General features: G+C 33.5%; 14 protein-coding genes. 5 read left to right on the forward strand and 9 right to left on the reverse strand.

All coding sequences use genetic code 11. The features are described from left to right. Positions 1-66 precede the first annotated feature (66 nt). Complete coding sequence (locus QMG60_RS03725) at positions 67-552, reverse strand: DUF6252 family protein (protein ID WP_281866916.1); 486 nt, start codon at positions 550-552, stop codon at positions 67-69. A gap of 267 nt (positions 553-819) precedes the next feature. Between QMG60_RS03725 and QMG60_RS03730 the strand changes: the two genes are divergently transcribed. Next, entirely contained in the window at positions 820-2,784 is a 1,965-nt protein-coding gene (locus QMG60_RS03730) for a biosynthetic peptidoglycan transglycosylase (RefSeq protein ID WP_281866917.1), read from the forward strand. A 103-nt stretch (positions 2,785-2,887) separates the two neighbouring features. Here QMG60_RS03730 and QMG60_RS03735 read toward each other — a convergent pair whose 3' ends face one another. The 3 genes from QMG60_RS03735 to QMG60_RS03745 all read right to left on the reverse strand — a co-directional run bounded on the left by QMG60_RS03735 (position 2,888) and on the right by QMG60_RS03745 (position 5,991). Then, the gene (locus tag QMG60_RS03735) at positions 2,888-3,925 is read right to left on the reverse strand and encodes an aldo/keto reductase (protein WP_281866918.1); all 1,038 of its coding nucleotides are present in this window, start codon (positions 3,923-3,925) and stop codon (positions 2,888-2,890) included. A 255-nt stretch (positions 3,926-4,180) separates the two neighbouring features. Then, positions 4,181-5,125: an OmpA family protein gene (locus QMG60_RS03740; protein ID WP_281866919.1), complete on the reverse strand. Its 945-nt coding sequence runs from the start codon at positions 5,123-5,125 to the stop codon at positions 4,181-4,183. 104 nt (positions 5,126-5,229) lie between these two features. Next, on the reverse strand, positions 5,230-5,991 hold the full coding sequence (locus tag QMG60_RS03745) for an exodeoxyribonuclease III (protein WP_057115321.1): 762 nt from the start codon (positions 5,989-5,991) through the stop codon (positions 5,230-5,232). Between the two features lie 118 nt (positions 5,992-6,109). Here QMG60_RS03745 and QMG60_RS03750 point away from each other — a divergent pair, with 118 nt between their 5' ends. Further along, positions 6,110-7,912 carry a lysophospholipid acyltransferase family protein gene (locus QMG60_RS03750; protein WP_281866920.1) on the forward strand — a complete coding sequence of 601 codons (1,803 nt, stop codon included), beginning with the start codon at positions 6,110-6,112 and terminating at the stop codon, positions 7,910-7,912. A 117-nt stretch (positions 7,913-8,029) separates the two neighbouring features. Here QMG60_RS03750 and QMG60_RS03755 read toward each other — a convergent pair whose 3' ends face one another. The 4 genes from QMG60_RS03755 to QMG60_RS03770 all read right to left on the reverse strand — a co-directional run bounded on the left by QMG60_RS03755 (position 8,030) and on the right by QMG60_RS03770 (position 10,707). Continuing rightward, complete coding sequence (locus tag QMG60_RS03755) at positions 8,030-8,503, reverse strand: hypothetical protein (RefSeq protein ID WP_281866921.1); 474 nt, start codon at positions 8,501-8,503, stop codon at positions 8,030-8,032. A 236-nt stretch (positions 8,504-8,739) separates the two neighbouring features. Then, positions 8,740-9,111: a DUF805 domain-containing protein gene (locus tag QMG60_RS03760; protein ID WP_281866922.1), complete on the reverse strand. Its 372-nt coding sequence runs from the start codon at positions 9,109-9,111 to the stop codon at positions 8,740-8,742. 196 nt (positions 9,112-9,307) lie between these two features. Beyond that, a complete protein-coding gene (locus QMG60_RS03765) occupies positions 9,308-9,586 on the reverse strand; it encodes a TM2 domain-containing protein (RefSeq protein WP_281866923.1) in 279 nt (92 codons plus the stop codon). Between the two features lie 170 nt (positions 9,587-9,756). Next, entirely contained in the window at positions 9,757-10,707 is a 951-nt protein-coding gene (locus tag QMG60_RS03770; RefSeq protein WP_281866924.1) for a 2-hydroxyacid dehydrogenase, read from the reverse strand. Between the two features lie 221 nt (positions 10,708-10,928). On the opposite strand from QMG60_RS03770, the gene nhaA reads away from it, so the two are divergent. The 3 genes from nhaA to QMG60_RS03785 are packed head-to-tail and all read left to right on the forward strand — an operon-like array spanning position 10,929 to position 13,055. Continuing rightward, positions 10,929-12,074, forward strand: a complete 1,146-nt coding sequence (gene nhaA / locus QMG60_RS03775; protein ID WP_281866925.1) for a Na+/H+ antiporter NhaA — start codon at positions 10,929-10,931, stop codon at positions 12,072-12,074. A gap of 10 nt (positions 12,075-12,084) precedes the next feature. Next, positions 12,085-12,591 (forward strand): hypothetical protein, encoded by a 507-nt coding sequence (locus QMG60_RS03780; RefSeq protein WP_281866926.1) that lies wholly within the window; start codon positions 12,085-12,087, stop codon positions 12,589-12,591. Between the two features lie 47 nt (positions 12,592-12,638). Continuing rightward, positions 12,639-13,055, forward strand: a complete 417-nt coding sequence (locus QMG60_RS03785) for a cytochrome c (RefSeq protein WP_281866927.1) — start codon at positions 12,639-12,641, stop codon at positions 13,053-13,055. 79 nt (positions 13,056-13,134) lie between these two features. Here QMG60_RS03785 and proC read toward each other — a convergent pair whose 3' ends face one another. Beyond that, on the reverse strand, positions 13,135-13,911 hold the full coding sequence (gene proC, locus QMG60_RS03790; RefSeq protein ID WP_057115331.1) for a pyrroline-5-carboxylate reductase: 777 nt from the start codon (positions 13,909-13,911) through the stop codon (positions 13,135-13,137). Positions 13,912-13,953 lie beyond the last annotated feature (42 nt).

A 13,953-nucleotide genomic window follows, 5' to 3' on the forward strand; every position in this document is an offset into this window, starting at 1 on the left:
ACTATAAAAAAATCCTGCTCTCGAGTATAATACTTATGAGCAGGATTTTTTAAACTTTTTAAGTTCTTACCATTTTATAATTCTAAAGCTTCCCTCAGTAACAGTAAATGTTTTTCCTTTTGAAGTTCCTGAAAAACTGAAAGTACCTTCAATTTTTTTATCATCATTAACAGTAATATTTATCGTTCCAGATGTAGCATCGGCATTCTCTATTTCTGGCATAAAACTAAAGGACGCGTGGTACGTAGTAGTAAGATTTGATAAATCAAAAACTATGGGATGACTTCCTGTTGTAATATTCAAAGGCGTCCATAAAGAGATTTTTTTATAGGTATTATCAATTCCTGTACTTCCCATTATATTGATACTTCCTGAACTTATCAAGGCAGGTTCAGAAAAAGTATAAACAGTTTCATTATACTTAAATTTCATAAATCCTTCTTGACTGCTTGGAGTATCTGTATCATCTGACGAATTATCACTACTACATGAAGACAACACTAATGCACAAATTGCAAAAGACAAAAACATAATTTTTTTTAAAATTTTCATTTGACTGGTTTTTTTATTATTTAACAGCACAAATATATAGGATAAATACTATAAAAAAATACGGTTTTCCACAATTAAGAAAAGAAAACAGCTTCAACAAGCTTAATCCATATGATGTCTTTACAAAAAAGCATTGCGTATTAAAGTACAAACAGAATTAGATCAACATTTTAGACACATTGTTTAAAATTTAAAAGAAAAACTCTCCAAGCTGGTAATTTTAAATTTAAATTTGAAAACTGAATAATTTCGAAGCAAACTAATTTTATGAATTTTCCAAAACAAAAAATATACAAGGCATTAAAAGTACTAGCCGTCGTAGTGATTTTGCTTTGCATCGGCTTGTATTATTTCCGAAATTCACTTTTAAAGCAGGCAATTGCAAAAGTTACCCATAAAATGGCTGTTGAGTATAATAGTAATTTTTCTGTAAAATCGGCTTCGTTTGATGGATTGTCTACCATAAAACTGACCGATGTAGTTTTGGCACCTATAAATGCCGACACTTTATGCAAAATTAAAAATGTTGAAACCAGCATTAGCTTAAGCAGTTTATTAATCGGAGATGTTCAAATTGGCACTTTAAAAGTTGATAACGGTTATATTCAATTGGTCAAAAAAGGCAAAAAACGAAATTTTGATGCTTTTTTAAAAAGAGACCGTGAAGAAAAAGAATCAAACGAAAAGCGCAAATATGGTTCTTTTGCTTACAGAATCATTTCCAAACTCTTGAATTTGGTTCCGACCGACATGGATTTGAAAAATTTTAATTTTAAAATCGATGACAACGGAAAACAAACTTCTATTGCGGTAAACAAACTAATCTTAAACAATAAACAATTAGAAACTAATCTTCATGTTCAAGCGAAAGACTTTGATCAACGCTGGAATATTAAAGGTTTTGCTGATCCGAGAAACAAAAAAGCTGATATTCGTTTTTTCAATTTAGACACTGGAGCTATTCGTGTTCCATATCTCGATCAGCGCTATAACTTAAAAGCAAGTTTCGATTCTATCCGCCTTAATGTTCAAAACATAGACAAAAGCGGCAGCGAACTCCATATAGACGGCTACACTTCTATTGCCAATCTTAAAATCAATCACCCGAAAATTGCAAGTAAAGATGTAGTTATAAAAAATGCCCGTTTTGATTACCGCTTTTTATTGGGAGACAGTTTTATTTCTATTGACAGCTCTTCGACTATGCAGTTGAATAAAATAAAAATACGTCCGTACATTTCTTACGACACCGAAAAAGATACGGTTTACACTTTAAAAGTTGATATTCCGAAAATGAAAGCGCAGGATTTTATCGTTTCGCTTCCCGATGGTTTATTTACGCATTTTCAAGGCATGCAGGCAACGGGGAATTTCGATTATAAATTGGATTTCAAATTCAATCAAAACAAACCCAATACACTTGTTTTTGACAGCAAACTGAATAAAGAAGATTTAAGAATTACCAAATATGGTGAAGCCGATTTAAATAAATTAAACGGCGAATTTGTGTACCGCGCGATTATTCAAAATGTATTACAGCGACCAATTTTGGTTGGAAATGCAAATCCGAATTATACGCCTTTGGACCAAATTTCTCCTTATTTAAGAAAATGTGTTTTAACAACAGAAGATCCGTCATTCTTCTCGCATCGCGGATTCATTAATGAAGCCTTCAAACAATCTATTCTAAAAAACATCAGAACCAAAAAATTCTCGCGTGGTGCCAGCACAATCAGCATGCAGTTGATAAAGAATGTGTTTTTGACTCGTGAAAAAACGCTTTCGCGAAAGCTTGAAGAAATCCTTCTAGTTTACATTTTAGAAAACAACCGAATTGTAAGCAAAGAAAGAATGCTGGAAGTTTATTTCAACATTATCGAATGGGGACCAAACGTATACGGAATTGGCGAAGCGAGTCATTTTTATTTCCAAAAAAGTCCTTCGGCTTTAAATGTCGATGAATGTTTGTATTTGGCAACGATTATTCCTAAGCCAAGAAAATTCATGTATCAATTTAACGATCAAGGCAATTTGAAAGATTATGCCATTAAAAACCAAAAATTCTTGAAGAATCTAATGTTCCGTCGTGGTCTTTTAGTTCCAGAAGATACATTAGGACAATTGCCAGTTTATATATCTGGTAATGCTCGCTCATTTATAAAAATCAAAGTTCCAGATTCGACAGCTGTGAAATTGGATTCTCTCGCAACTGATGATGAATTTGATTTATAATAACTAGAAATAAAAAATCCTGAGAAGTACTCTCAGGATTTTTTTGTAATATCTAGAAACCTAACAGATTTTAAAAACCTGTTAGGTTTAACTATAAATATTTTTAAGGAGCCGGATCAGGAATTATTGCCTGAACAGCATCGATTTCCGCTAAGATTTGTTTAGAAAGTACCACATCAATCGTATCGATATTTTCTTTTAATTGTTCTAAAGTTGTAGCTCCGATAATGGCACTTGTCAAAAACGGCTGTTGCAATACAAACCCCATTGCTAACTCGGTTAACGTTAAGCCATGCTTTTTAGCGATTTCCTGATACAATTTAGTTGCTTCGGTACATTGGTCGCTATTGTACCGTTTATATTGCGGGAAAAGATTAATTCTCGCTTTTGGATGACTTTCACCCGTTAAGAATTTCCCAGTCAAAACTCCAAAAGCTAAAGGCGAATATCCTAGCAATCCCACATTTTCATATTTTGAAACTTCTGCAGAGTTCACTTCAAACAAACGATTCAATAAAGAATACGGATTTTGAACGGTTTTAATTCTTGGCAGATTTTGATATTTGCTTTCTTCTAAAAGGCGCATCATTCCCCACGAATTTTCATTTGAAACTCCAATGTGTTTGATTTTCCCTTCTTTAATTAATCCGTCGAAAGTTTCTAGGATTTCTCTAAAATTATCTTCCCAAACATCATCATGTCCGTGAAACGCGCGCTGTCCAAAATTATTGGTTTTTCTTTCCGGCCAGTGCATTTGGTACAAATCGATATAATCTGTCTGCAGTCTTTTTAAGCTGTTTTCAACCGCATATTTAATACTCGCTGGAGAAAAGTCCAATTTCTCACGCATGTATCCAAAATTCGGATTTGGACCCGCAATTTTTGATGCTAAAACGACTTTATCGCGATTTCCTGATTTCTTGAACCAAGTTCCTATAATTTTTTCTGTGCTTCCGTAAGTTGCTTCGCTTGCAGGAACAGAATACATTTCGGCTGTGTCAAAAAAGTTAACGCCTCTTTCAAGAGCATAATCCATTTGTTCGTGTCCTTCAGCTTCTGTATTCTGCTGCCCAAAAGTCATTGTTCCAAGGCAGATTTTACTAACTTTTATGTCGGTGTTGGGTAATGTTGTGTATTTCATTCTTTTCTAAGGTTCAAAGTTGCAAAGAGGCAAAGGTACAAAGGCATTTTTCAAATTGAAATTTGTTAAAGGTTAAAAAAACCACAAGATTTTCTTTTTCTTTCTTCTCCTGCAAGGTTTCCAAAACCTTGTAGGTATCAACATTTCGTATCAAGATTAAAATGTACAAGGTTTTGCAAACCTTGCAGGAAACAAAAAAGCTCAAAGCATAAAACTTTGAGCCTTTGCAACTTAGAACCTCAGTCCCTCAGAACCTTAGTTAATACTATTAAGCATTTCAGCAATCTCATCTAATCTAGGAGTTAAGATGATCTCGATTCTACGGTTCTTAGCTTTTCCTTCTGGAGTGGCGTTGCTTGCCAAAGGAGAAAATTCGCTTCTTCCCGCTGCCGTTAATTTTTGTTTGTTGATTTTGGCATTTTCGCTCAAAATATTCACAATTGCAGTTGCTCTTTTAGTCGATAAATCCCAGTTGTTTGCAATTGGTCCAGAACCAGCATACGGATCATCGTCTGTATGGCCTTCAATAAGAACCGAAAGATCTGGATTATCGCCCAAAACTTTACCAAGTTCTACAACCGCTTTGCGTCCTTCTATTCCAACAGCCCAGCTTCCTGAGTTGAAAAGCAATTTGTTTTCCATAGAAACATAAACTTTTCCATTTTTCTGTTCAACTGTCAAACCTTTACCTTCAAATCCGTTTAAGGCTTTCGATAAAGTTTCTTTTAGTTTACGCATTGCTTCTTCTTTAGCTGCAATCATATCTTCAAGTTCTTTCAAACGATTTGCTGTTTTGTCTAAACGTGCTTGTTCGTCGGCTAATTTTTTAGATTTTGCCTCAAGTTGAGCCAGCAAGTCACGGTTTTTAGCCATATTGCTTTCCAATGCATCATTGCTGTTTTTCTCTAATGCATTGTATGAATCTTGCAATACTTTATATTTTTTCTGCTCAGCGGCAAGATCAGCTTTTTGCTTTGCCAAGTCGTCTTTTGTACTGGCAAGGTCTTTAGTCAATTTATCGCGATCCAGTTCTAACTGATTTTTTGCTGCCTTCAAATTTTCATTTTCATCAGCAATTGAACGGTTTTCTTTTTTTAAATCTGAATACTTTGTTTCTAGATCATTGTAAATTTTCTTCGAAACGCATGATGTTGTGGACAAGGCTAATACTAGCAATCCGATGGAGGCTTTTTTAATCATCTTACTTTAATTGGTTTTATTTTTGGGCGTTTAATACTTTTTGAATTCAAAATTCAATGTCAATTTTAAAACAACTATCCTTTCCGCAAGAACAATACCAAACTTTAATCAATTTCGACTAAAACCGGACAATGATCTGAATGCATGGCATCTGGAAGTATAACCGCTCTTTTTAATCGGTTTTCTAAAGATTCGCTTACCAGATTATAATCGATACGCCAGCCTTTATTATTTCCTCTAGCCCCAGCGCGGTAACTCCACCAAGAATAATGATGCGGATCTTTATTAAAATGACGGAAACTATCAATAAAACCAGATTTCATAAAACCATCTAACCAAGCTCGTTCTGCAGGAAGAAATCCAGAAACTGTCTTATTACGAACTGGATCGTGAATGTCAATTGCCTCGTGACAGATATTATAATCACCGCAGATAATCAAATTCGGAATCGTCAATTTTAGCTCATTAACATACGTCTGAAAATCATCCATAAACATAAATTTATGATCCAGTCTTTCAATATTTGTTCCAGACGGAAGATATAAACTCATTACTGAAACATCATCAAAATCGGCACGAAGGTTTCGTCCTTCAAAATCCATATGATGAATTCCTGTTCCGAAAACAATATTGTTCGGTTTTGTTTTAGATAAAATAGCTACTCCGCTGTACCCTTTTTTGGTCGCAGGATAGTAATATTGAAAAGGATAGCCGGCGGCAGTTATATCATCAACTGGAATTTGATCCTGCGTAGCTTTTATTTCCTGAAGACAGATCACATCAGGATTTGCTTGTTGAAGCCACTCGATAAAACCTTTGTTTATCGCAGCACGAATTCCGTTTACATTATAAGAAATAATTTTCATCAGTGTTTTTTTTAGGATTTCAAATGTAATAAAAATGTGCAAAGTTTATCTTGGAAACAATGAAAAGTAGACTTTTTTGTTATCTTTGTTCGCTGTTCGAATAAATTAAAAATAGTACATGGGTTTAGTTACCGCGAAAGAAGTTGCAAAGGCAATAAATGTTGAAAAGTACGGAGTTTTCGGTACCTTTTCTGGCTGGATTCTTATGAAGGTTCTTAAGATCTCTACCCTTAATAAAATTTATGACCGTAATAAACATTTGGAAGACCTTGCGTTTTTAAATGGAATTTTGGACGAAATGGAAATTAAGTTCGAAATCCCAGAAGAAGATTTAAAACGTCTGCCAAAAGATGGTGCTTACATTACTATTTCAAACCATCCGCTGGGTGGGATTGATGGGATTTTATTATTGAAATTGATGCTTGAAAGAGAGCCAAATTTCAAAATCATTGCCAATTTCTTGTTACACAGAATTGTTCCAATGAAAAAATACATTATGCCGGTTAATCCTTTTGAAAATCACAAGGATGCTAAATCTAGTGTAATTGGTATTAAAGAAACTTTACGTCATTTAAGTGACGGAAAACCGTTAGGGATTTTTCCTGCCGGAGAAGTTTCGACTTATAAAGATGGAAAATTAGTGGTTGACAAACCTTGGGAAGAAGGCGCGCTGAAATTAATCAGAAAAGCCAAAGTTCCGGTTGTGCCGATTTATTTTCATGCCAAAAACAGTAAATTATTCTACTGGCTTTCTAAAATCGATGATACTTTACGTACTGCAAAACTGCCATCTGAGCTTTTGACTCAAAAAGACCGTGTTATTAAAGTTCGTATTGGAAAACCAATCTCAGTAAACGAGCAAAACGAAATCGAATCTTTTGAAGAATACTCAGAATTCTTAAGAAAGAAAACCTATATGCTGGCAAATCCTTTTGAAAAGGACACGAAATTGATCGACACTGCTAGTTTGAAAATTACCAAAGCGCCTAAAAAAATTGTTACGCCGGCCAACGAATCAAAAATGATTGATGAAGTTCTGGCTCTTCGAAACAGTGACTGCCGTTTGCTTCAAAGTAAAAATTACGAAGTGTTTTTCGCTAGAGCGAAATCAATTCCGAATATTTTGCATGAAATAGGACGTTTACGCGAAATTACTTTCCGTGAAGTTGGAGAAGGAACAAACGAATCTATAGATTTAGACGAATACGACCAATATTACCACCATATGTTTTTATGGGATGATGAGACAAAGCGAATCGCTGGTGCTTATCGTATGGGATTAGGGGCTGAAATTTATCCGAAATACGGAATCGAAGGTTTCTACTTGACAGATCTTTTTAGATTTGAACCAGAATTGCACGATATGATGCACAAATCGATCGAAATGGGCCGTGCATTTATCGTAAAAGAATACCAGCAGAAACCAATGCCGTTATTCTTGTTATGGAAAGGTATTATTCACACCACTTTACGTTATCCGGAACATAAATATTTATTGGGAGGTGTAAGTATCAGCAACCAATTTTCTGATTTTTCAAAATCGTTGATGATTGAGTTTATGAAATCGAATTATTACGATCCGTATATTGCGCAGTATATTCACCCGAAAAAAGCCTATAAAGTTAAACTGAAAGATGCCGATAAAGACTTTATCTTCGATGAAGCTGAATCTGACTTAAATAAATTCGACAAAATAATAGACGAACTGGAACCAGGAAATTTACGTTTGCCGGTTTTAATTAAAAAATATATCAAGCAAAATGCAAGAGTTGTAGCTTTTAACGTCGATCCTTTGTTTAATAATGCTGTAGACGGTTTAATGTACATTAGAATCGCAGATATTCCAGAAAGCACTATGAAACCTGTTATTGAAGAGTTTCAAATTGAATTAGAGCGTAAATTATCTGAGAAGGAAGATTAAGATTATCTTTTGATGTAAAAATTAAAAAATCCTATTTGTTTTTAAAAAGCAAATGGGATTTTTAATTATATACTAAGTTGTGGGCACGAGTGGTATGATAGCACTAGTGGATAAAAATTAATATTTGATGATATCACCTGTTAATACATTTCTATTCTCAATTTCAAATCCATTCTGATCTTCTTCTGTTATTGTATAATATACTACTTCAAAAAAGTCTTTTACTTTTTCCATTCGTATTATTTGATATCTTTCGGGAAATTTTTTAATTGTCATTGTAATTATTATTTCTTTTTTACCATCAAAATCTTCCTGCCCACAGATTTTGTTATTCTGTTTATTCCAAAATATTTCTTTAAAAACCATAGTTTTAAAAGTTATGCAATCCTTAATTTCTGTCCTAGTATTTATTATAGAATTTCTTTTATTAGATTCGATATAATTAACCGCTGAGTCAAATTTTGGAATTGACTCTATACTATAATAACCATTTTCATCAGGTTCATAAAAATAATCTTCTTCATTAATCATAAAAGTATCCCAATCAACACCTTTCATTTTATAACTAATCGATATTTCAAATCTTCTCATTAATATTTCTTTGTTGCTCTTTGCCTCTGCTAGCGCTAACGTGATGCTTGAGCCAACAATTTAAATTAAGTTCTGAATATTTTACTCCTCCACGAGCGTGGATTTGCAATCCGTGCCCGCAAAGATTATCCTCCGCTAACAAGAGCGAGATGCTCGCTATAGCGGAGGGATTTATAAATAAAAATCCCATTAACCGAAGCAAATGGGATTTTTTTAATTACAATTTTTTATAAAAACTAGTTAAGATCTTTACCAATCTCTCTAATATCTTCTAATCGGTTTTTAGGATCTGCTCCATATTGGTTCGGTCCTACAGTACCATCTTGACAAAGTAGATAAATATTATAAAATGGAATAAGAATATTCCACCATTCTTTATCAACATCTTGGACTCTTCTAACCGCCACAGCAATTCCAGGAACTAAAACTGCCAAACTATAAATATTACCAATAATTTTTAAATTTTCAGAGATTAATCCCGTTACAAAACCAAGAATAGAAGCAATTATAATATTTACCAAAAAGAACATCCAATATTCTTTTCTTCTAGCTCTTCCTTTAAAATTTGCGTAATTCTGCAGAACTACTTTTTTGTACATTTCTAACATAATAAAATCTTTATAATTCCCCTACTCTTAAGGATTTTCAGTTACTCCATTAATCATTTTAACAAAGTGCAAGATTACCTACTTAAGAATCTATGTACAGGACCTAAAAGTTTTTTTTATGATAGAAAAAGACATTTTTTGACATAAAAAAATCCCACTCATTTCTGAATGGGATTTTTTAATATGTATGTTTAGCTTAAAACCAGCCTTTTTTACCAACTTGGTAAGTTTGGTAAAAATCTTCATCTGATTTTGTTAAGTAAATAATTCCTTCGATAAATCCGATTATTCCACCAACACCACACGTAACTACACTAATTACTATTTGTATAATACCTTCTTGAGTATATCCCAAAATAAATTTGTGAATACCTAGATATCCAAAAATAATTCCCATAATTCCAGCTAATACTTTTTTATTCTCTTGTCTTGGTTGTGACGGGGTATTCCAACTTTCTGGTTTTGTAGTTTCCATTGTTTACAGTATTTAATTAATTATTAATTCCAACTTTTTACAAATTCAAAGAATTAATTTAGATCCATTCTTTAAAGTTTGAAACAATATTATTAAAAATCAGCAAATAAAACTAATAACAAAAGTAAAATTTACAGGAAAAGACTCGTTATTTAATCTTAACAACCAAATTATTTAACTTTATAAACTGCTTTAATTTTATCGACAATAACCTGCGCTAAACGTTCGTGGCTTTCAAAAGTCCATCCTGCAATATGAGGAGTCAGTAGAACATTTTTTGCTTCCAGAAGATATTGAAACGCCTCTGGAGTATTTTTATCTTGAAAAAGTGTTTCGAAAGAAAGTTTCTCATACTCCAAAACATCCAATCCTGCTCCTAATACCTTTTTTGCTTGCATAGCTTCAACTAAATCGGCCGTAACTATATTTTTACCGCGAGAAGTATTAATGATCCAAAATGGCTTTTTAAATGCGTTTATAAAATTTGTATTGACCATTTTATCCGTTTCTGGTGTCCATGGAAGATGAAGACTTAAAACATCTGTTTTTTCTTGTAATTCTGCTAATGAAACTTGTTTAGCATTTTCGTCTCCAACATTATCCAAAATATCATAACATAAAACCTCAGTATCAAAACCTCGCAGTTTTTTAGCAAAAGCTTTTCCCATATTTCCATAACCAATAATACCGACAGTTTTTAAATCTAGTTCATGACCTCGGTTGCTTTCTCTGTTCCATTGACCCGCTTTAACTTCTGCATCGGCTTGGTTTAAGTTGTTGAATAAAGATAAAATAACGCCCAGCGAATGTTCTGCAACAGCGTTGCGATTACCTTCTGGAGCAGCAATAAGATGAATTCCTTTCAAAGAAGCATACTCACAATCAATACTTTCCAGACCTGCACCGACTCTTGCAATAAATTGCAACTTTGTTGCACGGTCTAAAAATGTCTTATCAATCTTAAAACGACTGCGAATTACGATGCCGTTATAATCTTGTATTTTTGCTTCTATTTCTTCTTTTGAAGATTTGAAATCAGCGTGATTTTCGAAACCTGCATCTTCTAATTGATTCCAAAGTATTGGATTATTGCTGTCGATATGAAGAATTTTTATGCTCATTATTTTTCAAATTTTATACTAAACAAAAATACGGTTAATTTAATATCGCAAACGTCCAAAGGCGCAAAGTTTTTTATACTGATTTCTTTCTGGAACAAGGAATATAAACTTGGAGTCTTTTGTGACTTGGCGACTAAACTTTTTTATTGGTCAGATTTTTTCTAACTTTGAAAATACAAGGATTGCATAAATCCATCTATAAATCTTCAGAATTCTCCGAAATGAAATTAACCAAAACCTTTACAGCTTTTTTTGAAAATGAAAAATCAGGAGGAATTATCTTGCTCTTTGTCACGATTTTATCTCTTTATCTGGCCAATTCTTCTTTTCAAATACACTATACAGAATTTTGGGAAAGAGAAATTGCCGGACATTCTATAACAGATTGGATTAACGACGGCTTAATGACGATTTTCTTTCTGTTAATCGGATTGGAATTGGAACGCGAAATTTATCACGGTGAATTATCGAACATAAAGAATGCTTCGTTACCTATAATGGCTGCTTTTGGCGGAATGCTTGTTCCGGCTGCAATTTTCCTCGTTTTAAATTACGGAACTACAACCCAAAATGGAGCTGGAATTCCGATGGCAACAGATATTGCTTTTGCAATTGGGATTTTATCGCTTCTAGGAAATAAAGTTCCTGCTTCCTTAAAAGTATTTTTAACGGCGCTTGCTGTTATTGATGACTTGGGCGCTATTATAGTAATTGCCATTTTTTACACAACCTCCATCTCATTTCTAAATCTTGGAATCGCTCTGGCAATCTGGGGTTTTCTTTTTGTTTTAAATCGAATGAAAATTCACAATTTGATTCCGTATATCATTGGAGGAATTGTAATGTGGTACTTTATGCTCAACTCCGGAGTTCACGCAACGATAACGGGCGTCATTTTAGCATTTGTAATTCCGTTTGGAGATGGAAGCGAGAAAACATCTTCATACAAACTACAGCATTTTCTGCACAAGCCGGTAGCCTTTTTTATTTTGCCTTTATTTGCTGTAGCCAATACTGCGCTCACAATTACCGAAAATTGGCATGCAGGATTGAACCATGCGAATACTTACGGAATTATTCTTGGACTTGTAATTGGTAAACCGCTGGGAATTTTACTTTTCTCTTCTGTTGGTGTAACGGCGGGGTTATGTGTTTTGCCCAAAAACTTAAAATGGACTCATATTTTAGGTGCCGGAATGCTCGGCGGTATTGGTTTTACTATGTCGATCTTTATAACTGTTTTGGCTTTTAAAAATCCTGAAATAATTGTTTTTTCTAAAATAGCGATTCTTATTGCCTCTTTTCTAGCTGGACTTTTGGGTTTTGTTTACTTAAAATATATTTTAAATAAAAACACAGCAATCTAATCTAATCGTTATGAGTAAAATTCGCTTTTTTTTCCTGCTGATTTTCTATTTTGGACTGCTGTCCTGCAATCAGAAAACAGAAAAGATTTCTTCTGAGAAAAATTTGAAAGAAGAAATAAATGTATCAAAAGTAAATTCTAAAGATGAAATTGAAGGAACTTACACAGATTCTGGCGATTGTAATATATCGTTGATCATTTCAAAAATTAAAAATGATTATCAATATGTTTTTAAAACAAGTGTTCGAACTTTAAAAGGAAAAGCGACTTACTCACATAGTAGTTCTGGTGAAAACTATTTAACTCTAGAAGGAATTCAGTGGGATGAATATGAAGGCGACATTAGTAATGAAAACGAAAATGATTCGATTCCACCGAAAGAATTAGAAATCCCAGTTGGAATTGATGCTTTATATGTGAAAGACACTTTAACGATTCAAAATTACGGGAATGCGATGAATTCGTATACCAAGATTTCTGAATGCGGTTTGAAGTATATTCAGCTTATTAAGAAGTAAATAATTCCAAATTTTAAATTCCAAATTCCAATTTTAAATGTAGGCGAGTGAATAGAATTCGACAAATATTATTTATTTCAATTTCTTCTATAATTGTATTGGTTGGAACAATCTTCTATGAAATAAAGACATATAAAGCATCTGAAAACTGGTATTGTCAAACACCTATTCCCACTTTTTGTGGCACTGCAAACTTATCTGAAAATCAAGAAAAAGGAAAAGAAATATTCAATTCAAATTGTGCTGCTTGTCATAAACTTGATGCCAGGAGTACTGGACCAGCACTACGTAATGTAGATTCGATTGTTTTTATGAAATGGATAATCAATAAAAATCATAAAATCGATAGTGCAAAAATTGAAAATTTGGGATTAGATTATCACAGAACAAAATTCACAGAATACGTAAAAGAAAAAGAAATCGCCTTAATAATAGAATATTGTTCAACGAAAAAAGACTATTAATATCTAAAACAAAAAAATCCCAAACCCAATGATAAAATTGGAATTTGGAATTTAAAAATATTTGGAATTTCTTTAAAACCTACCCTTTGATTTGCTTCAAAGAAGTCTTAATTCCTTTGATTAAGGACGAACTGAAACCATTGTGTTCCATTTCGTTTAAACCTACGATTGTACAGCCTTGCGGCGTTGTTACACGATCGATTAATTGTTCTGGATGCACTTTCTCTTCTAAAAGCATTTTCGCGGCACCTTTTACCGTTTGAGCCGCAATTGCAAGAGCGGTATTAGAATCAAATCCTATCTCGATTCCTGCCTGCATAGAAGCACGAATATAACGTAATGCATACGCAGTACCGCACGCGCCTAAAACAGTCGCTGCATCCATTAATTTTTCGTCGATTACAGGAGCTGTTCCTAAATCTTGGAATAAGTCAACAATTGGCGAAGCATTTGCTGCGTATTTTTCAGGAAAAGAAATACAAGTTGCCGATTCTCCAAACTGCGCAGCAATATTGGGCATAATTCGAACAACTGGATATTCGTTATTTGTTTTAGACTGTAAAACATCAAGCGATAATCCGCTGACAGCCGAAGCAATTGTCTTATTTTGAATAACTGGCAGAATTTCAGCCAAAACAGTATCGACTTGATACGGTTTTATGGTTAAAATCACTACATCAGCTTCTTGAATATTGTGTTTGTTATCGTTAGAAACTGCAATTCCGTATTCTGTTAAATATTGAATACTTGCTGTGTTTCTTCTTGTAACGGTAACTTGGTTGTTTTTTGAAAATTTAGCGATTCCCAAGGCAATAGAAACCCCAAGGTTTCCTCCTCCAATAATGTGTACTTTCATTCTTCTTGGTTTGAATTTATGATGAACTGATTAACAGTATAT

This window comes from Flavobacterium sp. GSB-24 (genome assembly GCF_027924665.1).
Lineage (GTDB): Bacteria > Bacteroidota > Bacteroidia > Flavobacteriales > Flavobacteriaceae > Flavobacterium.

Bases quoted from the DNA above. Each gene is read 5' to 3' on its own strand.
- QMG60_RS03770 (WP_281866924.1), bottom strand. From the start codon at position 10,707: ATGAGCATAAAAATTCTTCATATCGACAGCAATAATCCAATACTTTGG.
- QMG60_RS03730 (WP_281866917.1), top strand. From the start codon at position 820: ATGAATTTTCCAAAACAAAAAATATACAAGGCATTAAAAGTACTAGCC.
- QMG60_RS03740 (WP_281866919.1), bottom strand. From the start codon at position 5,125: ATGATTAAAAAAGCCTCCATCGGATTGCTAGTATTAGCCTTGTCCACA.
- QMG60_RS03750 (WP_281866920.1), top strand. From the start codon at position 6,110: ATGGGTTTAGTTACCGCGAAAGAAGTTGCAAAGGCAATAAATGTTGAA.
- proC (WP_057115331.1), bottom strand. From the start codon at position 13,911: ATGAAAGTACACATTATTGGAGGAGGAAACCTTGGGGTTTCTATTGCC.
- QMG60_RS03765 (WP_281866923.1), bottom strand. From the start codon at position 9,586: ATGGAAACTACAAAACCAGAAAGTTGGAATACCCCGTCACAACCAAGA.
- QMG60_RS03735 (WP_281866918.1), bottom strand. From the start codon at position 3,925: ATGAAATACACAACATTACCCAACACCGACATAAAAGTTAGTAAAATC.
- QMG60_RS03780 (WP_281866926.1), top strand. From the start codon at position 12,085: ATGAGTAAAATTCGCTTTTTTTTCCTGCTGATTTTCTATTTTGGACTG.
- QMG60_RS03760 (WP_281866922.1), bottom strand. From the start codon at position 9,111: ATGTTAGAAATGTACAAAAAAGTAGTTCTGCAGAATTACGCAAATTTT.
- QMG60_RS03725 (WP_281866916.1), bottom strand. From the start codon at position 552: ATGAAAATTTTAAAAAAAATTATGTTTTTGTCTTTTGCAATTTGTGCA.
- QMG60_RS03755 (WP_281866921.1), bottom strand. From the start codon at position 8,503: ATGAGAAGATTTGAAATATCGATTAGTTATAAAATGAAAGGTGTTGAT.
- QMG60_RS03745 (WP_057115321.1), bottom strand. From the start codon at position 5,991: ATGAAAATTATTTCTTATAATGTAAACGGAATTCGTGCTGCGATAAAC.
- nhaA (WP_281866925.1), top strand. From the start codon at position 10,929: ATGAAATTAACCAAAACCTTTACAGCTTTTTTTGAAAATGAAAAATCA.